At 36.3% G+C, this 24824-nt stretch carries 22 protein-coding genes and 1 pseudogene; 18 read left to right on the plus strand and 5 right to left on the minus strand.

Features of this window, described 5'->3' with window-relative positions; translation table 11 throughout:
• Positions 1-8: 8 nt before the first annotated feature.
• The 12 genes from Q0L65_RS13270 to Q0L65_RS13325 all read left to right on the plus strand — a co-directional run bounded on the left by Q0L65_RS13270 (position 9) and on the right by Q0L65_RS13325 (position 15721).
• Entirely contained in the window at positions 9-962 is a 954-nt protein-coding gene (locus Q0L65_RS13270; RefSeq protein ID WP_296687199.1) for a tail fiber domain-containing protein, read from the plus strand.
• 2 nt (positions 963-964) lie between these two features.
• Positions 965-2314 carry a fibrinogen-like YCDxxxxGGGW domain-containing protein gene (locus tag Q0L65_RS13275; RefSeq protein WP_296687201.1) on the plus strand — a complete coding sequence of 450 codons (1350 nt, stop codon included), beginning with the start codon at positions 965-967 and terminating at the stop codon, positions 2312-2314.
• 8 nt (positions 2315-2322) lie between these two features.
• The gene (locus Q0L65_RS13280; protein ID WP_296687203.1) at positions 2323-2898 is read left to right on the plus strand and encodes a hypothetical protein; all 576 of its coding nucleotides are present in this window, start codon (positions 2323-2325) and stop codon (positions 2896-2898) included.
• Positions 2898-5126: a fibrinogen-like YCDxxxxGGGW domain-containing protein gene (locus tag Q0L65_RS13285; protein ID WP_296687205.1), complete on the plus strand. Its 2229-nt coding sequence runs from the start codon at positions 2898-2900 to the stop codon at positions 5124-5126. The genes Q0L65_RS13280 and Q0L65_RS13285 overlap by 1 nt, the downstream gene beginning before the upstream one ends.
• Before the next feature lie 12 nt (positions 5127-5138).
• A complete protein-coding gene (locus tag Q0L65_RS13290) occupies positions 5139-6425 on the plus strand; it encodes a hypothetical protein (RefSeq protein ID WP_296687207.1) in 1287 nt (428 codons plus the stop codon).
• 104 nt (positions 6426-6529) lie between these two features.
• Positions 6530-7843, plus strand: a complete 1314-nt coding sequence (locus Q0L65_RS13295; protein ID WP_296687209.1) for a hypothetical protein — start codon at positions 6530-6532, stop codon at positions 7841-7843.
• Positions 7844-7978: 135 nt separating this feature from the next.
• Positions 7979-8704, plus strand: a complete 726-nt coding sequence (locus Q0L65_RS13300; protein ID WP_296687211.1) for a porin family protein — start codon at positions 7979-7981, stop codon at positions 8702-8704.
• Between the two features lie 242 nt (positions 8705-8946).
• Complete coding sequence (locus Q0L65_RS13305) at positions 8947-11391, plus strand: bifunctional UDP-N-acetylmuramoyl-tripeptide:D-alanyl-D-alanine ligase/alanine racemase (RefSeq protein WP_296687213.1); 2445 nt, start codon at positions 8947-8949, stop codon at positions 11389-11391.
• Between the two features lie 90 nt (positions 11392-11481).
• Complete coding sequence (gene mscL / locus Q0L65_RS13310) at positions 11482-11919, plus strand: large-conductance mechanosensitive channel protein MscL (RefSeq protein ID WP_296687217.1); 438 nt, start codon at positions 11482-11484, stop codon at positions 11917-11919.
• A 109-nt stretch (positions 11920-12028) separates the two neighbouring features.
• Positions 12029-13018, plus strand: a complete 990-nt coding sequence (locus tag Q0L65_RS13315) for an aspartate-semialdehyde dehydrogenase (RefSeq protein ID WP_296687219.1) — start codon at positions 12029-12031, stop codon at positions 13016-13018.
• 93 nt (positions 13019-13111) lie between these two features.
• Entirely contained in the window at positions 13112-13459 is a 348-nt protein-coding gene (locus Q0L65_RS13320; RefSeq protein WP_296687222.1) for a hypothetical protein, read from the plus strand.
• Positions 13460-13513: 54 nt separating this feature from the next.
• Positions 13514-15721 (plus strand): TonB-dependent receptor, encoded by a 2208-nt coding sequence (locus tag Q0L65_RS13325; protein WP_296687224.1) that lies wholly within the window; start codon positions 13514-13516, stop codon positions 15719-15721.
• Positions 15722-15787: 66 nt separating this feature from the next.
• Here Q0L65_RS13325 and Q0L65_RS13330 read toward each other — a convergent pair whose 3' ends face one another.
• A complete protein-coding gene (locus tag Q0L65_RS13330) occupies positions 15788-17377 on the minus strand; it encodes a L,D-transpeptidase family protein (protein WP_296687226.1) in 1590 nt (529 codons plus the stop codon).
• Between the two features lie 56 nt (positions 17378-17433).
• Entirely contained in the window at positions 17434-18990 is a 1557-nt protein-coding gene (locus Q0L65_RS13335) for a L,D-transpeptidase family protein (protein ID WP_296687228.1), read from the minus strand.
• Positions 18991-19147: 157 nt separating this feature from the next.
• Here Q0L65_RS13335 and trmB point away from each other — a divergent pair, with 157 nt between their 5' ends.
• The 6 genes from trmB (at position 19148) to Q0L65_RS13365 (ending at position 22770) form a co-directional block, all read left to right on the plus strand.
• Positions 19148-19822, plus strand: coding sequence for a tRNA (guanosine(46)-N7)-methyltransferase TrmB (trmB, locus tag Q0L65_RS13340; RefSeq protein WP_296687241.1), 675 nt, complete (start codon positions 19148-19150; stop codon positions 19820-19822).
• Positions 19823-19883: 61 nt separating this feature from the next.
• A complete protein-coding gene (locus tag Q0L65_RS13345; protein ID WP_296687242.1) occupies positions 19884-20519 on the plus strand; it encodes a LysE family transporter in 636 nt (211 codons plus the stop codon).
• A gap of 8 nt (positions 20520-20527) precedes the next feature.
• Complete coding sequence (locus Q0L65_RS13350; RefSeq protein ID WP_296687244.1) at positions 20528-20857, plus strand: MGMT family protein; 330 nt, start codon at positions 20528-20530, stop codon at positions 20855-20857.
• Positions 20858-21028: 171 nt separating this feature from the next.
• Complete coding sequence (locus Q0L65_RS13355; RefSeq protein ID WP_296687245.1) at positions 21029-22156, plus strand: Mrp/NBP35 family ATP-binding protein; 1128 nt, start codon at positions 21029-21031, stop codon at positions 22154-22156.
• Positions 22157-22167: 11 nt separating this feature from the next.
• A complete protein-coding gene (locus Q0L65_RS13360) occupies positions 22168-22407 on the plus strand; it encodes a NifU family protein (protein WP_296687247.1) in 240 nt (79 codons plus the stop codon).
• Positions 22408-22452: 45 nt separating this feature from the next.
• Positions 22453-22770 (plus strand): 2Fe-2S iron-sulfur cluster-binding protein, encoded by a 318-nt coding sequence (locus Q0L65_RS13365; RefSeq protein ID WP_296687249.1) that lies wholly within the window; start codon positions 22453-22455, stop codon positions 22768-22770.
• A gap of 134 nt (positions 22771-22904) precedes the next feature.
• Here the strand turns inward: Q0L65_RS13365 and Q0L65_RS13370 are convergent, their stop codons facing one another.
• The 3 genes and pseudogenes from Q0L65_RS13370 to Q0L65_RS13380 all read right to left on the minus strand — a co-directional run.
• Positions 22905-23687 (minus strand): DUF3050 domain-containing protein, encoded by a 783-nt coding sequence (locus tag Q0L65_RS13370; protein WP_296687251.1) that lies wholly within the window; start codon positions 23685-23687, stop codon positions 22905-22907.
• A gap of 100 nt (positions 23688-23787) precedes the next feature.
• Positions 23788-24450: a methyltransferase gene (locus Q0L65_RS13375; RefSeq protein ID WP_296687254.1), complete on the minus strand. Its 663-nt coding sequence runs from the start codon at positions 24448-24450 to the stop codon at positions 23788-23790.
• A 141-nt stretch (positions 24451-24591) separates the two neighbouring features.
• A pseudogene (locus tag Q0L65_RS13380) lies at positions 24592-24824 on the minus strand (16S rRNA processing protein RimM); the annotation flags it as partial.

Below are 24824 nucleotides of genomic sequence, written 5' to 3' on the forward strand. Positions count from 1 at the left end.
ATAGCACAATGAAACAAGCAGTATTGGTAATAGCTTTGTGTTTTGTTTTCCTGAATGGGAAGGCACAAACGGGTATTGGGACTACTACACCAGTAAATAAACTCGAGATAGTTACTACTAAGGCCGATCCGGCTAGTACTGGAGCTACTGCTAATGGCAATTTTAGATTAGGGGCTACCGTGGGGACACACGTATTGGATTTTGGATTAAGTAGTTCAAGTACCTATTCTTGGTTACAAGCAAGAGACAAAGGAACATATGCAACCAATTATTTTTTATCCTTAAATCCCAATGGAGGTTATGTGGGTTTAGGAACAAGTAGTCCATATTCAACTTTAACAGTGGGTAATGCTGCTGGAACTATTGCGGGTGAAATTTCATTAAATCCAAGCTCTGCTCAATATGAAGGAGGTCAAATAAATATTAAAAAGTCTTTAGTAGGGAGTACAGCCGATTGGATAATTGATCAATACGGTACGAGTTCGTCTGATGCTAGAATTCGTATTTTTAATTCTTTAAGTGAAACCAATGGTCTTTCTATTTTAGAAAATGGAAATGTGGGAATGGGTAGTTTAACGCCTAGTGTACGATTACAAGTAAATGGAGATATTATAGCCAATTCGATTGCAGGTTCATCAGACCTCCGATATAAAACGAATATTCGTCCTGTTGAAAATGCTTTAAATACAGTAAAATCGTTGCGTGGTGTTTATTTCAATTGGAATCAAAAAGAATTTCCCACCAAAGATTTTTCTGATAAAACAGAACTCGGATTCATAGCGCAAGAAGTGGAGAAAGTGCTGCCTGAGGTAGTGACTAAAGACAATACACCAGAGCAATATCGCTCTGTGAAATACGATAAAGTAGTAGCGCTACTCGTAGAAGCCATCAAAGAGCAACAAAAGCAAATTGATAGTTTAACAAAAAAAGTAAGAAGGTTAAGCAAAAAAAGAAATAAATAGCGATGAAAAAAACATTTTTATTTATTTTTTTGACACAGATGTCATTTTTAATTGCCCAAACATCAACTAATAGTTCAGGGAATGGAACGTATACGAATACGTCCAGTTGGACGAGCCCTAAAGATCTTACAGGCACTGCTAATATAGTAAATGGACATACGATTACTATTCCAAATAATATTAATCAAGTCTATTCCAACAAAATAAATTTTACGGGTACAGGCAAGTTAGTATTAGAAGGCAGTTTGAGTAAATGGGTGCCTGCGACTAACCTTAACTCATCTCCACCGATAGAATCGTTCAACAACGCGGCGAACTGGTCAGCCTCAAGTGTGTGGGTGAATAGTTCGTATGGCACAGGATTTTATACCCCTTGGATAGATTCTAATCAAGGCTGGTCTGCTGGTAGCGCACTAAATTATACAGATTACTTACAGTATGATCTTAAAAGTCCCCGCTGGATTCAAGGTATTGTATGTCAAGGACGTGTTGACTCACCACAATGGGTAACTTCGGCAAAAGTAGAAGTTAGTACCGATAATGTAAATTGGACAACTGCTGCCGCTAATTTAACCATGAATTCGGATCAAAGCACTAAGGTGTATAAGAATTTTGATAATGTGATGTTTGGACGCTATGTGCGAGTTACACCTACCGCTGTTTATGGACATCCATCTATGCGTTTGGGTATCTTATTACGCGATAATGTCTTTAAATCTTGTAAAGAGATAATCACGAATTTTCCCAACGCAACCTCAGGAATTTATGTAATTGATCCCGATGGAACAGGCGCTTCACCAAGTACCAACTGTTATTGTGATATGACTACCGATGGAGGTGGCTGGACGTTGGTTTTAAATTACCTGCATTTGGCAAATACGAATCCAGCCTTAGTCGTGAAGACAAACGCCTTACCCTTACAAGGATCAACAACTTTAGGAACGGATGAATCTGCATCTGCCTCAACTTGGGGACATGCATCAAACAGCTATTTAAACAGTTTTACTTTTAGTGAATTACGTTTTTATGGAAAAACTTCCCTTCATGTCCGAGTGATCCATTTCAAAACCTCGCATTCCAATACAATCAACTATTTTAAAACAGGAACGGGTAGTATGACCGGTATTGCTACGACTGGGAATTATACAACTTTAACTGGACATACAGCAAATTTGCCGGGATCATCGGGCAGCTATTTTACGAATCAAGGCAATATATCCATGACAGAATTCCCTATGTATCTTGGAGCAACTTACCATTGGGGGATTCATGGACTAGGGTCCCGCTGGGAAGTAGATGATTATCCCAATAATTACGCTTACAGTACCTTTCATCAAATATGGATTAGATAATTAGCAATATGAAACAGTTATTCTTTTTTTTATTTTTCATTCAAATTGCCATCGCTCAAACCGGCATTGGTACGACCACGCCTAATGCATCCGCTAAATTAGAAGTGTATGCTACTAATAAAGGGTTTTTACCACCAAGAATTGCCTTAACTGCAACAACTGATGCGAGTACAATTGCCTCTCCAGCAGCAGGATTGTTAATTTACAATACGGCTACTGCGGGTGCGGCTCCTAATAATATAGTGCCGGGTTATTATTATTGGAACGGAACTGCTTGGATACAAATTGCAGGAGGATTAGTAATTGACGCAACTAAAACGGCGAGTTTCAGTTTAGCGGCTGCTGATAATAATAAATTGTTTTTTATTAGTTCGGCATCAACGGTTACCGTTACGGTTCCTACTTTACCTATTGGTTTTAGTTGCCAATTGATACAAACAGGTGTTGGGACTATTACTTTTGCTGGATCAGGAACGACTTTAAATTCGGCTAGCGGACTTAGCACACGAGCTACGAATAGTGTCATTGGTTTGGTAATGAATAGTACCACTATAGGCTATGTTTTTGGGGATACTATTTATTAATGAAAAAAAAGCGTTACATACTGCTACTTGTTTTTTGTTCAATTGCGTTGAACGCGCAATCGGCATTTCAAAATTTAGCGGTAAAAAAACCGCAATTACCTACTACTTATTCATTTAAATATACAGGCGCGCTGCAACAATTTGTAGTGCCAAACCGAGTTACCTCAATACAGGTAAATGCCATTGGAGCCAAAGGCGGAACGGGTGCAAATGGTCAAGTTGGTGGAGCTGGTGCTAATATTACGACTACTTTAAATGTGACACCTGGTCAGATTTTATATGTCGTTGTAGGAGGCTTTTCTGGGCAATCGGCAACAGCAAAATATGGTTTTGGAGGAAATGGAGGAGTTACCAATATTGCTACCAATTATGGAGGCGCTGGTGGAGGCTTGTCAGGAGTTTTTAATTCGAGTATACCTTCAACTTTAACTGCATTGGTTGTAGCTGGCGGTGGTGGCGGTGGTGCTGGTCATTCAACAGATTTAGATTATACAGGTGGTAATGCTGGAAATAATTCGGTTGGTACCTCAAGTGACGGAAATGAGGCGCCAGTTCCAAAAGCATCCTATGTAACAAACGGTAGAACTCAAGTAGGTTATGCAGCAACTATCACAACAGCCGGAAATGGCGGATATGCTTTTGATGATTATGCCAATAATAGTGGAACTAATGGAAATGGAATAAATGGTGGTGCAGGAGGGGGTAGTGGAAATTGGTTGGGCGGTGGCGGTGGCGGCGCTGGATTTTATGGTGGCGGTGGCGGCGCTGGTGGTGGTGATGCCAATGGCGGTGGTGGCGGAGGCGCTACCAAAACAACTTCTGGGTTTAATTCATTTGGGACTCTTAATACTACTGGTGACGGGAGTGTCACCATTACTTGTTTGTCTAACTCAGGTTTGGTTTTGCATTTAGATGCTGGGAATACAGCCAGTTATAGTGGTTCAGGGATTACTTGGAATGATTTGTCAGGGAATGGGTCGAATGTAACGTTGACATCGACTACCTATAGCGCTGCCAATGGCGGAGCTATTGTATTTAACGGAACCTCAAGTTATGCCAATTTTACAGCCAACATTGGTAGCACCAATGCAGTAACGGTGGAAATGTGGGTGAAAACCAATTCGCTAAATGCACCAGGAGGTTCAATGTATTTTGGATTTGACAGATACGATGTCTGGACGTCAAATGGAAATATTGGTTATAATACTTCTAATAGTGATCAGTATGGAATAGCTAGTTCCACTGTCGATTATTTGGGCATTGAAAAGAATTGGCGTCATTTGGTTTTTGTTATGAATGCCAACTCCAAGACCAATAATAAAATATATGTGAATGGCGAAAGTCAAGGATTAAGTCAAGTCGCTGGTGTATTTGGATCCGTAAATTCGGTATTCAATTCTGGTGCAGGGAGAATATCAGGATGGCTAGCTGATACAAGTTGGAAGATGAATATACAAGTCGCAAGTTTTAAGGTCTATAACAGAGAATTAACACCACAAGAAATCACCAACAACTTCAACACAACTAAAACGCGTTTTTATGCAGAAAGAGATGGATTAAGCCCATCTACAGCTTCTACAAGTGCCTACCAAATTAAACAAGATTATCCCAGTTCAGCGGATGGTTTTTATTGGATTAAAAATGCCAACATCAATGGAGGAGTCCCTGTTAAAATTTATGCCGATATGACTACGGATAATGGAGGATGGACCTTGCTAATGAAAAATTCGTCCTATGGTGGTTGGAATTATGCGAATTCAATGGCCTTAAATATAGAAATACCTTTTACTACTAATGCGGAGGTAATTAGTACATCTTCTGTGAATTATTCTATCATTGGTTGGGCGGATTACATTAAAAAGTCTAACACTGGTTTTCAATACATGATTGATGCAGGAAGTAGAAATAGTAATGGAGGAATATGGACTGCGAATGGGAATTATAGTTTTGTAAACACTAATAATACACAAACTAATGTAACTTTGAATACAAAATTCGGTACTTGGAATTATGTTGGCAGTAATAATGGTATGGCACAAAGAATGCCTTGGCGAAGTACAACAGTAGGTGCAGGAACAGGATATTTAACTCTTTCCGACGGAACTGGCAATTGGTGGGGAACATTAATTTCAAATAATAGTTATTATTCTCCTTCACCTTGGATATCAGACGGTGGCGGTGGATCTTCAAGCCCTAATCCAGGTATAATTTGGTATTGGGTACGCTAATTAATTTATTATATGAAAAACTATTTTTTTATTTTAGTAATTATTGTTATTGGAAAAATAAATGCTCAATCTGGCATAGGCACAACTACTCCACATGCTTCGGCAAAGCTCGATGTGTATGCTACCAATAAAGGGTTTTTACCGCCACGAGTGACTTTGACAAGTGCTACGGATGCTGCTACCATTGCCTCGCCAGCCGAAGGTTTATTGGTCTATAACCTAGGTTCTGTAGGATTACAAGCAGGTTATTATTACTGGAACGGGAGCAATTGGGCTACTATTGCTACTGGTACTACCGCAGGAAATGCTGTAATTGCATCGGATTTGGTTAAGTTATATGGAGAAGTGTATTCTACTGCTTCTGGTAAAATTGCAAATGCGAGTGGGTATTCTTTTACGGTTCCAATATCTGGAAGATATTTGTTTGATTTTTCAAGTAGCGGTTATGCAACCGGCGATTTCACTATGACATTTAAAGTAAGACAAGGAATCTCTGACTTAGGAACAGATTTCCAAACAAGTGCAAATAATACAGTTCATGTGGAGTACAATGGAAAAGTAGAAGTCAATTTACAAGCCGGAACTATTTATAATGTAATTGTATTATCTAATGGAACAAGAAATAGTGGTGATTATGATCGTGTGTATTACAAAATGGTAGCAGGTAATTTACCTATTAACCAATATAATGTAGGAGATATAAAAACAGGATTACAAACTGTAGATCACAACGGTTGGATTAAATTAGATGGCCGACTCAAATCTACCCTTACTGCTTCACAACAAACTCAAGCTAATTTGCTGGGTATTGGGACAAATCTTCCAGATGCAAATAATGCTGTTTTAATGCAAACCGGAAGTACTTTAGGAAGTGTAGCTGGAGAGAACTCTAAAATTATTGCGCAAAATAATTTACCTAATGTTAGTTTTACAGGAACTGCAGCAACTGCTGGTGATCATTTTCATAGTATAGATCCTCCAAATACGGAAACTGCTATTAATGGATATCATAGTCATTCTATTGGAAGAAGAAGCAATTCAGATAGTGGCGCATATGACACAAATGATGGAAGGAGATGGGAGAATTCAGCCTCTACTACTGATAGAGCATATTATGGCACATTTGAAACCGCAGGAGCAGGAAACCACAGTCACTCAGTTGATATTGCGGCATTTAATAGTGCAAGTTCAGGTTCTCATTCACATACTGTTACTGTTTCATCGGGTGGTTCAGGAGTAGCTTTGGATATTACTCCAAGAAGATTATCAGTTAATACCTTTGTTTATTTAGGAAACTAATTGGTAATTACGAAATTGATAGCAACAACAAGTTTGTGTAACAAAATACCTGTAAATGAAATAGCGATACCGTATGTGAGCGCATAAAATTAATTTTTACATATATGAAAAAGTACTTTCTTTTATTTTTCAGTTTTTTTATTTTTATAGTTCAAGCTCAAACAGGTATTGGAACTACAAATCCTGATGCGTCAGCAAAATTAGAAGTAAATGCAACAAACAAAGGATTTTTACCACCTAGAGTAGTATTAACAGCTACAAATTCAGCGAGTCCTATAACAAATCCTGCCAATGGTTTAATGGTTTTTAATACGGTTACTGCTGGGACTAATCCTTATCAAGTAGTGCCTGGTTATTACTATTGGGACGGTACAGGACAACAATGGATAAGTTTATCTACTACTGTGGGAAATGTTCAAAATCAAGCTATTTTTCGTTCGACGACTAATATTGGTGCAGGTTCGGCAATTAATTCTTGGAATTCAAAATTTAACAATATAGCATCTGGTGATTTAACAGTTACTTCAAATACAACATTTACCTTATCTAATGGTATATATAAGATTCAATGGGGGCTTCCGCACCAACAAACAAATACTTATAATGCTATGCAATTGCAAGAATATACGAGTGGTGTTTGGAATGCTTGGATGAATGATGGGAATTTTGGAAATATTGCAAATGGAGGAGGGACAGATTGGGGAGGAACGACTTTTATGACCGATATAATAGATTGCAGTTCTAGCCCGCGTACTCTAAGGATAATAAATAGCGATGGTTCTCGGAATCTTTATTATGGAGCATCTTTAATTATTACTAAATTAAATCCATCGATTACTACTTCGACTACAGCCGATAATTTAGGAAATCATACGGCTACTAAGAACATCCAGCTTTCAGGAAACTATATTTCAAATGATGGGGGTAATGAAGGGATACGAGTAGATGATTCTGGGAATGTAGGTATTGGAACTACTACTCCAGCTACTAAATTGGATGTGAATGGAAATGTAAATGTATCCGGTAAAATTAACCTAACAGACCCTAGTGGAAATGTAGCGGTAAAAGCGGCTGGATATGTTAATGCAGGATCATTTGTAACACTAGATAATATAAAAGCAACTGTTTCAACTAGCGGGAGTAGAGGTTTATGTATTGCGACAGTGTCAGGAAGTATTGTGGCGTATATGGCAGGCGTATATGGTATGACAGGAGGTAGTAGTGGTGGTGCATCAAATACAGCTATAACGTTTAATACCTCTTTATCCTCATCTATTTTTGGTTGGAGTTTTGGAAGTGTTGGAGATACTCCAGTGTATTATATGAATGATACAACAAATAATAGATTTTATCGTATTACATTAATGATTGGTTACGGATATAATAATAACTTTATTTGTATTGAACGACTACTTTAAAAAAGGATGGTTGATTGCAGATTAGCGATTAACGATTTTTTGATTTTCTATAATTCAGCCATCAACTATCAACCAACAACCGACAACTGACTACCAAAAGTAGTATCTTTGTATAGAATCCAATATCGACTTACAATGACAATAGTGCAGTCCTTCAGTAAAAGAGTAGTATTAATCGTTGTGTTTTTATTTTCTTTCTTTCCTATTTTGGCGCAAGAAAATCCGAATGCTGCCCTTTCCTCTACTGCTAAAATCGATTCCTTGTATCGAGAAGATCAGTTCTATATTGGCGTTACCTATAATGTTTTAAAAAATGCGCCAACTGGTTTTTCCAATGATAAATTTTCTACGGGATTTTCAGCAGGTTTCTTGAGGGATATGCCCATTAATAAAAACAGAAATCTAGCCATAGCTCCAGGAATAGGACTTACCTTTAATAATTACAGTCAAAATATAGGAATAACTACTACCAATGGAACTCCTGTGTATACAGTTTTAACGGATGCAACAGCGTATTCTAACAATAAGTTTTCCCAACTATTTGTTGATGTTCCTTTAGAGTTCAGATGGCGAGGGTCTACTTTTGAAAACCATAATTTTTTCCGTATTCATGCGGGAGTTAAGCTGAGTTATTTGCTTTACGATCGGTCGGTACTTAGAAGTGGTTTGGGCGACTCAATTATCAGCAGTAATCCCGATTTTAATAAATTACTTTTCGGGCTCTCTGCAGCGGCAGGTTACGGCGGAGCCAATTTGTATATTTATTATGGATTAAATCCAATTTTCAAAACGGCTCAAATAGCCGGCACAAAAGTTGACGCCAAGTCTTTAAATATTGGACTTATCTTTTATATTTTATAGTTCCAAAGCCTGAATTCGAAAAGAAGTACTATTTTTGATAATTATTTACGTCAATTCGAGTGATTTTCGAAGAAAATTGTATCGAGAATGGAGGAAATAATTACTAAAAACGGTTCTCGATACAATTTTCATTTTTCCCGATATTTATCGATAAAAATAAAAAATACTTGAATGGACGTTTTTAATAATTACCTCTAGCGGAAAACAAAATTATAAAATGAGCTTGCTCGCTTTTTGAATTTATGAACTTATCCATCCAAAATTGTATTACAGCACTCCAAGCTGAATTTGTTGGTTATGCAACACCAGCCACAATTGATGCAATCGCCATTGATAGTCGCTCTTTACAAAATACCGCGACTACTTTGTTTTTCGCTTTGGTGGGACCTAATAATGATGCTCATTTTTACATCAAAGATTTAATTAGCAAAGGGGTTCAGCATTTTGTGGTGACACATATTCCCGAAGATTGTCAAGGCAAAGCCAATTTTTTGGTAGTTAACAACACCTTGGTAGCCCTGCAACAATTAGCCAGTTATTATCGTTCTTCAGTTAATTTTCCAATCGTTGGAATAACGGGAAGCAACGGAAAAACTATTGTAAAAGAATGGCTTAATTTTTTATTAAGTCCTGAATATACGATTATTCGAAGCCCTAAAAGTTATAATTCACAAGTGGGTGTTCCGTTGTCAGTCATCGGTATCAATGAACAACATAATTTAGGTATTTTTGAAGCTGGAATTTCGACCGTTTCCGAAATGGAAAAGCTAGAGCCGATAATTCGACCAACCATCGGTATATTGACTAATATTGGGTCTGCACACGATGAAGGTTTTGCCAATACTAATGAAAAAATAAAAGAAAAATTACGTCTTTTCGACCATTCTCAGATTCTCATTTATCCCAAAAGTGATGCCGTTGATGCGTTGATTCGTCCAGAATTAAAAACGTTTTCTTGGAGTTTTTATGATCCTTCGGCGGATGTTTTTGTGAGCCAAAAACGAATGGGAACCAATACCATTTTAAATATTGCTCAAAAGAAAGAAGAATTTGACATCACAATACCATTTCAAGACGAGGCATCGATAGAAAATGTAGTTTCGTGTGTATTGGTTTTATTGTATTTACAATATGATTTTGCTACAATCCAAAATCGAGTATCACAATTGTATCCAGTTGAAATGCGTTTGAAATTGAAAGACGGAATTAATAATTGCAGTTTGATTGACGATAGTTATAGTGCCGATTTTCAGTCGTTGAAAATTGCGTTGGATTTTTTGGAAAGCCAAAAACAATCCAGTAAAAAAACAGTAATTCTATCTGATATTTTTCAGAGTGGTTTGACTAATGACGAATTGTATGCAAGAGTTGGACAGTTAATTATTGCTAATAAAATCAGTCGTATCATTGGAATTGGCCCTATTATTTCTCAATTCAAAAATCAATTCGAGAACTGCGTAACCTTCGAGACTACTGCTGACTTTTTATCGCAAATAGAACAATTGCATTTTGAAAACGAAACCATCCTAATTAAAGGTGCGCGTAGTTTTCAGTTTGAAAAAATTGTTTTTGCCTTAGAAGAGAAAACGCACGAGACCGTTTTAGAAATTAATCTGAATGCGATCAGCCATAACTTGAATTTCTACAAGTCCAAAATGAAACCAACTACCAAAATGATGGTGATGGTAAAAGCATTTGGTTATGGCAATGGCGGATTTGAAATTGCTAAATTGTTAGAACATCATAAAGTAGATTACTTAGGGGTGGCTTTTGCCGATGAAGGAATAAGTCTTAAAAATGCAGGAATCCAATTGCCTATTATGGTTTTGAATCCAGAATCGACGAGTTTCTCGGCCATTATTCAACACCAATTAGAACCCGAAATTTATAGTATAAAAGGGCTAAAGGCCTTTCTTAAAATAGCCGAACAAAAAAACTTACACCAGTTTCCTATCCATATCAAGTTGGATACAGGAATGCACCGATTGGGTTTTGAGGCCAATACAATTAACGAACTGATTACTACTTTAAAAGGCAATCAGCGCGTTGTAGTAAAAAGTATTTTGTCGCACATGGCAACAAGCGATGCCGAAGAACACCAACAATTTTCGTTAGTACAAATCCGTTTGTTTGATGAATTGTCAAACCAATTAATGCGAGAATTAGGCATTCAACCCATTCGTCATATTTTAAATACTTCGGGAATCAGTAATTTTCCGCAAGGACAATTTGATATGGTACGTCTAGGGATTGGACTGTATGGAGTTTCCAATGATAGTGAAGAACAAAAATACTTGGAGAATGTGAGTACATTGAAGTCGGTAATTTCTCAAATCAGAACCATTCCTGCTGGAGATAGCGTAGGTTACGGTCGCCGATTTATGGCAGAAAAAACCACTCAAGTAGCTACAATTCCTATTGGGTATGCCGATGGGATTTCGCGACTTTGGGGCAATGGAGTAGGTTACGTTACCATTAACAAACAAAAAGCTTCTATTTTGGGAAGTGTGTGTATGGATATGTTGATGGTGGATGTCACAGGTATAGATTGCGCCGAAGGAGATGCTGTTATTATTTTTGGCGAAAGCCCAACCGTCATAGAAATGGCTCAAAAAACACAGACTATTCCGTATGAGATTTTAACCAGTATTTCACAACGGGTAAAACGAGTCTTTTATCGAGAATAATTGATTTTTCGTGTCAAATTTTTTCTACTGCAATGAAAGGGTTTCCTTTTTTAGTACTTTTGAAAATATATTAATCTTAACACTATTCTTATGGGATTTTTTGCAGATTTTAAAGCTTTTTTAATGAAAGGCGAAATCGTCAACTTAGCTACTGCGGTTATTGTTGGGGGTGCTTTTGGAAAAATAGTCACTTCGTTTACGAATGATGTCTTGATGCCTCCTATTGGGTTGCTTTTAGGAAAGGTGGACTTTAAGAATCTAAAATTAGTGTTGCAAGATGGTGTTCCTGCAGTAATGGAAAATGGAGTGCAAAAATCACCTGCAATTGCTGAAGTTACTTTAAATTATGGCGCTTTTATCCAAACTATTTTTGATTTTGTAATCATTGGGTTCTGTATTTTTATTGTATTGAAGGCCTATGAAAAAGCCCAAGAAAAAATTAAAAAAGACGAAGAGCCTAAGCCAGTTGCGGGTCCAACCCAAGAACAATTACTTGCTGAAATTAGAGATTTGTTGAAAAATAAATAACATTGTTATAAATTTAACAATTTGTTATTTTTTGTGAACACCCTTGTTTTGAGTTGATTATTGGTTACTTTTGCCAAATAAAATTACAACTCAATAATAAAAATATATAATGAGAATAGCAGTAGTAGGTGCTACCGGAATGGTAGGCGAAATAATGTTAAAAGTATTAGCGGAGAGAAATTTTCCTGTAACGGAGTTAATTCCTGTGGCTTCTGAAAAATCAGTGGGTAGAGAAATTGATTTTAAAGGAAATAAATACAAAGTAGTGGGATTACAAACTGCTGTCGATATGAAAGCAGATATTGCTTTATTTTCTGCAGGAGGGGGTACTTCATTAGAATGGGCTCCAAAATTTGCGGCAGCTGGAACAACCGTAATCGACAACTCATCGGCTTGGAGAATGGATCCAACTAAGAAATTAGTAGTTCCTGAAATCAATGCAGGCGAATTAACTAAGGAAGATAAAATTATTGCAAATCCAAACTGTTCGACTATCCAAATGGTTTTGGCTTTAGCGCCTTTGCATAAAAAATACAACATCAAACGTATCATTGTTTCTACCTACCAGTCAATTACTGGAACGGGAGTGAAAGCGGTACAACAATTCGAAAATGAATGTGCTGGTATTGAAGGCGACATGGTCTACAAATACAAAATCAACAGAAACTGTATTCCACAATGTGATAGTTTTGAAGACAATGGATACACTAAAGAGGAAATGAAATTAGTGAACGAAACTAAAAAAATCTTAAGCGACAATGCTATTGCAGTTACTGCAACTGCGGTTCGTGTGCCGGTTGTGGGCGGACATAGTGAAGCTTTGAACGTTGAGTTTACCAATGATTTTGATGTAAATGAGGTGAGAACTATTTTGAGCCAAACGGACGGAGTAGTAGTTCAAGATAATTTAGACACCTTTACTTATCCAATGCCACGATATGCCGAAGGTAAAAATGAAGTTTTTGTAGGTAGAATTCGTCGTGACGAAAGCCAACCCAATACTTTAAATATGTGGGTTGTAGCAGATAACTTGAGAAAAGGAGCGGCTACAAACACCATCCAAATTGCAGAGTATTTGATTGCTGCTCAATTGGTGTAAGTAGTTCTATAATTACTAATTGAACCATTTACGATTCAGATAATTCTGAATTGTAAATGGTTTTCTTTTTGGGTTTCGTTATCTTTGTTCCCAATGAAACACAAACAACTATATATCCGGTTTTTCTTTGCGATAGCTCTATTGGGTTCTATAGTAGCACAATCGTTTCATGGCTATGGGCATCTTGAAAAACGGTTTTCGGAGAAAGTATGTTTTCATCAACATAAAAATTCGACCGAATTAACCCACCAGCATAAAGGGTTTGAACAGTGTTTAGTTTGCGCTATTTCTTTTCATAGCAGTATAGCGACAGAGAATTTTGTCTATCATTTAGCTTCTGATTCGCAAGTTGCAGCCGATTATTTTTTCACTTCTCCAACGATTATTTCCTATTCAGGAAGTTTATATTCTTTACGAGGACCTCCTCAGTGTATTGTTTAAATAAGATACTTTTTGCCGATCTATTTCGGTTTTATTAAACAATACACCAATAGTATGAAAAAAATAATTTTTGCCTTGGTCTTGGGATTTTCTACCTTGATGCAAGCACAAAATACGGTTTCTGGAACAGTAATAGATTCCAATAATAAAGCGCTTCAAGGCGTATCAATTTATATTCAAGAATTACAAAAAGGAACGCTTTCAGATGCCAATGGGAATTATAGTTTGACTAATTTGCCTAACGGAAATGTCTCGATTTCTTTTGCTTTAATGGGTTACGGAACCCAGAACAAAACGATTGTAAACGCACAACGTCAAAATCGATTGGACGTACAATTAGAACCTACCATTTTTCAAATGGATGAGGTGGTAGTCGCTACAGCATTCAACAAGCTACAGTCACAAAATGTGATGAAAGTGGAACATGAAACCATTAAAAATTTAACTCGAAAAGGAACTGCTACGTTAATAGAAGGACTGGCAACCATTCCTGGAGTGGCTCAAGTGTCAACAGGTACCTCCATTGGAAAACCTGTAATTAGAGGATTAAGTGGCAATAGAGTTTTGGTTTATTCACAAGGTGTACGAGTGGAGAATCAACAATTTGGTGAAGAACACGGATTAGGTTTGAATGATGCAGGAGTAGAAAGTGTTGAGGTAATTAAAGGACCCGCTTCTTTGTTGTATGGTTCAGATGCTTTGGGGGGTGTGTTGTATTTTAATCCGGAGAAATTTGCGAACGCGAATACCTTTAAGGCTAATTTTAGTCAAAAAATGTTTGCTAACACTTTGGGCAGTAATTCGTCCTTGGGAGTAAAAACGTCAACTGAAAATTGGAAATGGGTAACTCGAGGAACTTACAATACCCATTCCGATTATACCACTTCAGGAGGAGAACGAGTAACAAATACCCGTTACCAAGAAAAAGATTTTAAAACAGGAATTGGGTATAGTAACGCTTCCTTTTCTTCGGTTCTTCGGTACAATTATAACCAATTGGATTTAGGAATTCCAGAGAACGGTATCGCCGAACAAAGTAGTAGTAAAACGGTCTTGTATCCAAAACAAGCAGTTGCCAATCATTTAGTAAGCGTAAACAACGTTTTCTTTTTCAAAAAATCAAAATTGGATCTAGACTTAGGGTACATCTCTAATGACCGAAGCGAATTTCAAAATAGCACCATTGCCAATTTGAAAATGAAGTTGAATACCTTCAATTACAATGCGAAGTATTACCTGCCTTCGTGGGGCAAAATGGAAATAATTATTGGTCTTCAAGGAATGCGTCAAACCAATACTAATTCCGGAGAAGAGTATTTAATTCCAGATGCCTTGACTCAAGATTTTGGGATTTTTGGTACTACCAATTACGAATGGAAATCAAATGTTATTCAAGCTGGGTTGCGTTTTGATACTAGAAGTATTAATACCCAAACACAGGCTGCTTTTGTGGCTATTAATAAAAATTATACCAGTTGGAATGGTTCTTTGGGATATAAAACAAACTTTACAGATCATTTTATTTTCCGACTGAATGTAGCTTCTGGATTTAGAGCGCCCAACTTAGCAGAGCTTACTTCTAATGGTGTTCATGAAGGTGCAAATCGCTACGAAGTAGGTAATGCCAATTTAAAAACAGAACAAAATCTCCAAACCGATTTGAATTTGGAATACAAAACCGATCACGTGGAATTCTTTGTCAACGGATATTATAATCATATTGCGAATTATATTTATCTGTCACCAACAGGCAATCAATTTACAAATTCAGGAGCAGTTAATTTTATCCAAGTGTACGATTATATTCAAAATAACGCGAATCTTTACGGAGGAGAAGTGGGCCTGCATTTTCATCCACATCCATTGGATTGGTTGCATTTTGAGACGAGTTTTGAAACGGTAACAGGTCAAAAAGAAAACGCAGACTATTTGCCTTTGATTCCGGCAAATAACTGGAACAATACCCTTCGCTTTGAGTTGAACGACACCAATTGGTTGAAAGAAAGTTTTGCCACGATTAGCTTGTCTTCGACATTCAATCAGAACAAGGTGAGCGGTTTTGAAACGAGAACGGGAGGATATAGTATTTTAAATCTTGGACTAGGAGGAACGCTTCATTTTGGAAAAACAAAAGTTGAAGTTAACTTGAATGGGAATAATATTACCGACAAAAAGTACATTGCTCACCTGTCCCGACTTAAAACAGACGGGATTGCCAACATGGGTAGAAATATCGTTTTAGGATTGAATTTCAATTTGTAATTTTTTTAATGCTTCCAGCCTTTAAAAGGCTGGAAGCATTGTTTTTCAAAAAGCGGCAAGCTTTATTTATTCTTCTAATAGCATCGTTGCTAATCGTTCATCTCTTTGGTACACATCATCATAGAAATGAATGGCTCCGTCTTTGGCCACCCAAGCAGTAAAATAGCCAATATACACTGGAATTTTTTGAGGCAAAGCATACCATTTTTCAACACCGCTTTGCATGGCCGTTTCAATTTTTTCGAAAGTCCAATTAGGGTCGTTTTTCAGAATGAGATGAGCCAATTCTTTCGGTTTTTCAAGTCGGATACAACCGTGACTGAAGGCTCTTTTTTCTTGATTGAACAAGCTTTTTGATGGCGTGTCGTGTAGGTAAATCGAATTGGAATTAGGAAACACAAATTTGACAACTCCCAAGGCATTTTTTGGACCCGGTCTTTGGCGAATGCCTCCGTCATACCATTCCATTTCGTTTTCAGATAAATAGTTTGGATTTTTTTCAATAGCAGGTAACACTTCTTTGTAAAGAATATTTTTTGGAACATTCCAGTACGGGCTAAATACTATGTATTTCATATCGGCACTAAAAACAACCGTCTTGTTCATTGCCTTGCCTACGACTACTTTGGATTCTAATGCTACTTTTCCGTTTTCAAAATAACGCAATTGATAAGCTGGAATATTAATAAAAATAAAGGTTTTGGACATGGCCAAAGGAGATGAAAACCATCGGCAGCGTTCCATATTAACAATGATCGTTTTAATTCGATCGGTAATCGGGACATTCAAGTGAACTAAATCTAATTTAGAAATGCTGGAATTGGTGCCTAAACTATTTCGGCTTTTATAGTTGATTATTCCCTTTGCCAGACTGTTGTCAAAAAGACTACTTCTCGAATCAGAATCTAAATCGCCTAAAAGATGCAATCGGGATCGGATTTGAGCAATTGCTCTGGCGCTGTCTCCCATTTTTAATCGAGTTACACCTGAATCAAGGGCTATGGAATTCCAAGGTTCTTTCTCTATAGAACGGTATTTTTTTAAAACTTCGCGAAGGCGGTAATACTGACCAAGAATCTCTCGTTCGTCTTTGTCAATCAAGGAAGGATTAGCCAAAATGGAATCCAAATAATTAACAAAAGATTGTTTTTTTCGAGGTAAATACCAGCCTAATTGTGTGCTTTTTTCAATGTCTAGCCCTTTGTATACTTTGTCAGTATAGAAAAAATACAGGCAAGAAATAAATAGCTCGGAATTGACTTCGGGCTCTTGTTTACTGACTTCTTCTTGAAAAATAGTATCCAATTGATTGTGATAAGGAATTTTTGCAGTAATTCCTTCGGAAGTTAAATTACTAATTTTGTTATACAATAAATAGCCTACTTCTTTGATTCCTTTTTGATCAAACCAAATGTAATTATAGTGTTGTTTTTGGTATAAAGCCGTAACCTCTTTTTGAAATTTTTTAAGCTCAGGGTATTGGTCGAAAAAAGGAGCGACTAAAGTGCTGTCAAAAGGAGTTGCTTCTCCATTTTTAGCAATGAGTACTTTTTTTTCAGAGCGGCTTTCTGTGTTTTTTTTACTGTTTTGACAAGAAACAACACTCAGTAAAAAACCAAGTAGTATACTAATAGCTAGTGTAATAAAATTTTTCATAAATTGAGTTGTATGCAACTTCTGTTACATTAAATTTACGAAAAAATGAGATTCAACTACTCTTCAGTAAATAAAATTTCAGATAAACAACTGTCTCTTTCGTACACATCGTTATAAAAATTGATTGTACCTGTTTCATTAACCAAAGCCGTAAAATAACCAATATGTATCGGGATTTTACGTTTCAAAATACAAACAGTTTCTTTCTCTCCTTTCATGGCTTGATTGATTCGTTCTACTGGCCAGTTTGGATCGTCTTTCAAGATTAACAGTGCTAACTCTTTTGCTTTACTTATGTTAATGCAGCCGTGACTATAGGCGCGGTATTCAGAATCAAATAGACTCTTAGCAGGAGTGTCATGTAAATAAATATCATTAGAGTTAGGGAAGATAAACTTGACTAATCCCATTGGATTTTGTAGTCCTGGCTTCTCTCTTAAATTGCCTTTAAACCATTCCATATTGTTGTTTTGAAGGAAATTTTTATCTGTTGCCATAGCTTGAGACAATTCATTTTCTACAATACTTTTAGGAACGTTCCAATACGGACTAAAAACAATATGATTTACAGTGCTACTAAAAATAGCTGTTTGAGTCATAATTTCTCCAACAAAAACATTCGATTCTAATTCAGTTTTCCCATTTCGTCTGAAAAATAATTTGAAAGAAGGGATGTTAATAAAGAGGTATTCGCTGGCTTTGGTGAGTTCGGGCTCAATCCATCGACAGCGTTCCATATTAATTTTTATGGTTTTGATGTATTCTTCAATAGGTATATTCATCCGCTGAATGTGTCTTGCTTCAATCAGATAATTGGGTTTGAATCCGTTTCTTTTTTTATAATTTAATAAACCTTCCATTAAATCATTGTCATAAAGATTGCTTTTGGAGTCTTCTTTTAAATCCCCCATTAATGTCAATCGTTGTCGTATTTTTCCAATTGTTGCGGCGCTATCAAAAGGTTTGAAGGTTAGAGATAGAGAATCAATTGGAATGGGTTCCCAGCCTCCATTTTGTTCAATTGTTCGGTATTTTTTTAAAAGAGATTTTAATTTATAGTATTGTCCAAAAAGTTGTTGCGCATCATAGGATAGTAATCCTGGATTGGAAAGTAAAGAGTTCAACAGATTAGAATAAGAGATTTCTTTTCTTGGCAAAAGCCAACCAATCTCTTTTATTTTTTTGGTGTCCAAACCTTGAAATACTTTTTGAGCATAAAAAATATAAATGGAAGTTAGGAGTAATTCAGAGTCACTTTTGGCAATAATCTCGCTTGAAAAAAGGATGTCAATATCTTTTTTGTATGGAATTTTAGCTGAAATCCCTTCTTCGTCTAAAGTATTTAATTTGGCATACAATACCGGGGCTAATTGATTAATCTGGTTTTCTTGGAACCAAATTGCTTTGTAATTTCGTTTTTGATACAAATCAGTAACCAAGGGTTGGTGCTTTTTTAAATCAGGGTATTTTTTAAAGAAAGGAACTAATACCGTTGGGTTTATTAGAGCACTCGATTTAGAAGTATTGGTTTTGTTTGGAACAAATTTGGGTTGGCCCAATGTAGGAGTAGTTACAATAAAGAGTAATAGCAGAGTAAAAACAAAGGTTTTCATAGCTTTAGGGTTTAGTATAAAATTAGTAAAAAAAACCGAGTTTTAGAATGGAGTGTTTTCGTATTCTCAGCGACGGACGGATTTTTTTTATTTTTTCAAAAACGAGGGCTTTCGTCTTATATATTTCAGTTAAATTTGCCGAAATATTTGAATACAAGTGGGAAGTAAAAATAAATTAAAAAGGTTCAAGGAAAACGAAACATTCAGCAATGTTTTTCAGCCAACAAGAGAAGAAGTAGTAGGTAATTTATTTCCGATGAAAGGAAAATGGAATGCTGATTTTTTTAAAAATGAAAATCCTATTGTTCTGGAGTTAGGTTGTGGTAAAGGAGAATATTCTGTTGGTTTGGCCGAAAGATATCCTAATAAAAACTTTATTGGAATCGATATTAAAGGTGCGCGTTTTTGGCGTGGTGCTAAAACAGCTGTAGAAACAGGACTGCATAATGTGGCTTTCGTTCGAACTCAAATTGAGTTAATCAATCATATTTTTGCTGAAAATGAAGTAGATGAAATCTGGATTACTTTCCCAGATCCACAAATCAAATACAAACGTACGAAGCATCGTATGACCAATTCAGAATTCCTGCAATTGTATAAAAAAATCCTGAAGAAAGATGGTGTAATGAACCTGAAAACGGATAGTGAATTCATGCACGGATATACTCTTGGGTTATTGCATGGAGAAGGTCACGAAGTCCTGTACGCGAATCATAACGTTTACAAAAACGAAGGAAGTCCTGAAGAAGTAACTGCTTTTCAAACGTTTTATGAAAAACAATATTTAGAAATTAACAAGGCAATTACGTATATTCGATTTAAAATTAAATAGTGTCGTTTCGGTTTCAGGAATTGGAGTAAAACAACACATTAGTACTGAAACAAAGCACTATATGACTATAATTACTGCATTATTTTTTGGATTTATTAGTGCTGTTATTGGGATTCTTCCGCCTGGACTAATCAATATGACGGCGGCTAAAGTGGATATAAAAGAAGGAAAACGTGCTGCTTTATGGTTTGTGATTGGTGCAGTGATTGTTATTTTTTTTCAAGTATATCTAGCGATTCTATTTGCACAATTTATCGGTGAACGTCCTCAAGTAGTGGTGTTATTAAGAGAAATTGGTTGTGGTATTTTTACACTTTTGACGGTTTATTTCTTGGTAATAGCCAAAGTACCTCAAAAGAAAGAAGGAGATATTAAAAAGCAACGTACTTCCACTCGATTTTTTTTAGGAATCTTACTATCAGCATTAAATTTCTTTCCAATCCCATATTATGTTGTGGTGAGTTTGTCGTTAGCTTCTTATGGCTGGTTTGTCTTCGAAACTTTTTCTATTTTTATTTTTGTGTTGGGAGCAGTGTTGGGCTCTTTTCTTGTTTTTTATAGTTACATTTCTTTCTTCAGTAAGATTGAAATTAAAACCGATTTTTTTATGCGTAACATGAATAAAATTATTGGGAGCATAACAGGTATAATTGCTTTGTTTACCTTATTTAATATTGTCAAATATTATCTGAAATAAACTTTTCGATGGCAACAAACGATAATTTTTTCGAACGGGTTTATGGTATTGTAAGGCAAATTCCTTACGGCAAAGTTACATCCTATGGCGCTATTGCAAAGGCATTAGGAACTGCACGTTCGGCTAGAATGGTAGGCTGGGCTATGAATGCTTCACATCATTTAGAAGACGTTCCAGCGCATCGTGTGGTCAATAGAAAAGGATTACTAACAGGAAAATTACATTTCGACGGAACCAATTTAATGCAACAATTATTAGAAAATGAAGGCATTGAAGTTAGAGAAAACCAAATTGTCGATTTTGAAACTCATTTTTGGGAACCAGAGATGCAAAAATAAACTTCGATTTGCACCTAGAATCAAATAATTAGTATTGATTTGTTTATCAATAAATCCAATCCAAAAGCGGTAAAATACCAATAGAATCTGTTATATTTGCAATTCATATTCAGTTTAAATAAATGGATTTATTCTATTTGATTTAAGCCTATAATTTTTGGAACAAACAAAATGAAATTAGATAGAAAAGAGATTCTTAAAGCTTTAGAAACAATTTCGATTGCTGGCGAAGGGAAAAACATGGTCGAGAGCGGAGCGGTTACTAATGTAATCACTTTTGGGGATGAGGTAGTGGTTGATTTGCTGTTGCATACTCCAGCGATGCACATCAAAAAAAGAGCCGAAGACGATATCAAAAAAACAATTCACGATTTGGTTTCGCCAGAAGCTAAAATCAAAGTAAATATCAAGGTGGAAGCAGCTGAAAAACCTGAAATTAAAGGGAAAGCCATACCTGGAATTAAAAATATTATTGCCGTAGCCTCTGGAAAAGGAGGGGTAGGTAAATCTACAACTACAGCTAACTTAGCCGTTTCTTTGGCGAGAATGGGATTTTCTGTTGGTGTTTTGGATGCGGATATTTATGGACCTTCAATGCCAATTATGTTTGATGTTGAAGAAGAAAAACCGATTTCAATTGAAGTAGATGGAAAATCTAAAATGAAACCAATTGAAAGCTATGAAGTTAAAATTTTATCTATTGGATTTTTTACTTCGCCAAGCCAAGCAGTAATTTGGCGTGGGCCAATGGCTGCTAAAGCATTGAACCAAATGATTTTTGATGCCGATTGGGGCGAATTGGATTTCATGTTGATTGATTTACCACCAGGAACGGGAGATATTCATCTTTCGATTATGCAATCGTTGCCTATTACAGGTGCGGTAGTGGTGAGTACACCTCAAGTGGTTGCTTTGGCTGATGCCAAAAAAGGAGTGGCAATGTTTCTATCTGAAGCCATCAATGTACCTGTTTTGGGAATCATTGAAAACATGGCCTACTTTACACCTGAAGAATTACCAAACAATAAATACTACATTTTTGGACAAGAAGGGGCTAAGAATTTGGCAGCTGATTTGAATGTGCCTTTCCTTGGTGAAGTGCCAATTGTTCAGTCTATTCGTGAAGCAGGAGATTATGGACGTCCTGCGGCAATGCAAGAAGGCTCTGTAATTGAATCTGTTTTTCAAGAAATTACTCGAAATGTAGTGCAAGAAACAGTAAATAGAAATGAAAGTTTGCCTGCAACCGAAGCGATTAAAATCACAACAATGGCGGGTTGTTCAGCAGTTAAAAAATAATTTTTGAAGATATGACAACAGAAGAAGTATTGGCTAATGTGCTAAAAGCCTTAGACGAAATTAGACCTTTTTTGAATTCAGATGGTGGAGATATTTCATTGGTTGAAATTGAAGAAGATAAGCATGTGAAAGTGCGTTTGGAAGGTGCTTGTACTAGTTGTAGCGTCAACCAAATGACCTTAAAAGCAGGAGTGGAAACTACGATTAAAAAATATGCACCTCAAATAGAAACAGTAGTTAATGTGCTTTAATAAGGCCCTGTTTATACAATAATACACAACTAGAAATAAATAAGAATGGACGTTTTAATTAAAATTAAAGACAGAGAAGGAGTAGTTCATGAATTGCAAGCGCCAACCGATATGGCGATGAATATCATGGAATTGTGCAAGGCGTATGAGCTTCCGGTAGAAGGAACTTGTGGCGGAATGGCAATGTGTGCTTCTTGTCAATGTTATGTCTTAAACGATGTAACTTTGCCGGAAAAAGGAGATGATGAAGAGGCAATGTTATCTGAAGCATTTTACGTAAAATCAAATAGTCGTTTGGGTTGCCAAATCCCAATTACCGAAGAGTTAGACGGATTGGAACTGGAATTGGCTCCAGAGAGTTAATAAAAAAGCGAGAAATTTTCTCGCTTTTTTTATTTTTGAACGTCAGTTCGAGTGTTTTTTGTGGAGAGTAACGAAACAAAAAATGTATTGAGAATCGTGTATTAATAATTGAATCAAGTTTACAAAAGGTTTTTTTAAACCATTTCTGCTTTTAAAGAAATACTTTCCTCAATGGCATTCCAAAGGCCGATGCGTTTTTCTAAAGCAAGAATAGAAACGGCTTCTACTTCCTTCCATTTTTGGGTGTCGGTTCCACACAATTCAGTAATCATTTGCATGGCCATGGGTCCGTGTTCATCCGCATCCAATTCGATATGTCTTTCGAAATAGTAAATTAGTTTTCGTAAATCGGTTTCAGGGAAATTGGCTTGTAAGTTTTTCAAAATTGCAGTAAACATGCTCGGAATTAAATCTTCTCTTCCAAAAGTAAAAGCCGCTGCGATTTCGTGTGCTTTTCCTTCTTCAATCACTCTGAAAGTAAAATCCAAAAAGGCTTTAATATTAGGGTGTAAATCACTTGTTTTGATAGCTACAAATATGTTATTTAACGAACGAATATTGGCTAAAAACTGTTCGATATCCGAAGTATTTGCGCCACAATCTTGCATCGCTTCTAAGTACATTTCATAATGACTTTGGCGGCGACCATCTAAAGTTAGATCACTTTCTTCCGCAAGAACAATTTCGTTAATTAAATAGCGGGTTTCTGTATTGACTGTAGGAAACCAAGGGGTTGTTGTACACGTTAATTTGGATTGTAAGGCTTTTAGTAAAGACATGAAATCCCAAACGGCATACACATGACTTTCTAAAAAACGCTGTAAGTCTTCAATGGTTTGTACTTTAGTATATAAAGGGTGTTGTAATAACGCCTCTTTTTGAGTTTGAATACTGTGGTTAATAGTTTCGATATTCATTGGTTGAATTTTTTGTAAAAATAGAAAAGCTTACTCTTTTCGAGACATTTTTGTTATCGATTTTATAAATACTTTAATAGTTGTTTACTTCCTTAAACAATTACATTTTTAAGTAAAATTCTTGTGTGAGTGTGATGTATTCCGAAGTGTATTCGTGACGGCCTATTTCGATAACGAGTTCGTCAATTAGAGGAGTGTCAATTAGATTTCGGCCTAAAGCCAATAAACTACGTTTGATTTCAGTGGTTGGAGTTCCTTTTACGCGGGTGATATGAGTTGGGTACAATTCAAATTCATGGGCTATTGCCAAAAATCGTTCTTCTTCTTTAAAAGGAATAATTACTGCCAATATTCCGTTTTCGGACAGTAATAAATCAGCAGCTTCAATCAAATCTTCAAAAGGAAGTGCGTCTTGAAAACGTGCTAAATCACGTTGTTCGTCATTGGTTTTGTAGTCTTCAGCATAAAACGGCGGATTGGATACGATTAAATCGTATTCGTCTTCGGGTTCTTCCATAAATTCGTCTAAACCAGCGTGAAAACAAAATAAGCGTTCGTTCCAAAGCGAGTTTTCAAAATTATCAGTGGCTTGTTCGTATGCGTTTTCCTCAATTTCTAATGCGTCAATTTGTGCTGCATTACTACGCTGTGCTACCATCAAAGCAATAATTCCAGTTCCAGTTCCAATGTCTAAAACGCTATAGGGATTATGTGAAATTGGAGCCCAAGCGCCCAGTAATACGCCATCAGTGCCAATTTTCATTGCGCAATTATCTTGTTCAAGTGAGAATTGTTTGAATTGGAATTTAGACAACTTAGATTTTTTAGAATATTAGACAATTTGGATTTTTCTAAAGTCGCAGACGTTTCTAATAATCTAAAAACGTAGTGAATCTAAAATAGCTTAAAGATACATTTCAATCAAACCTTCTGGTAAATTCATCACTACTTTTTTGTTTTCGCGATCAATTTTTACCAAAAAATGGTCAATCATTGGAATTAGAATTTCAACACCGCCGTTGAGTACTTCAAAAAGAGGCTGTGCAGTAGAATCGTTGATGGATTGGATTTTGCCTACCACGCCAAGACGTTGGTCTTCTACTTCAAACCCGATTACTTCGTGAAAATAGAATTTAT

Source organism: Flavobacterium sp. (genome assembly GCF_024642105.1).
Classification (GTDB): Bacteria; Bacteroidota; Bacteroidia; order Flavobacteriales; family Flavobacteriaceae; genus Flavobacterium.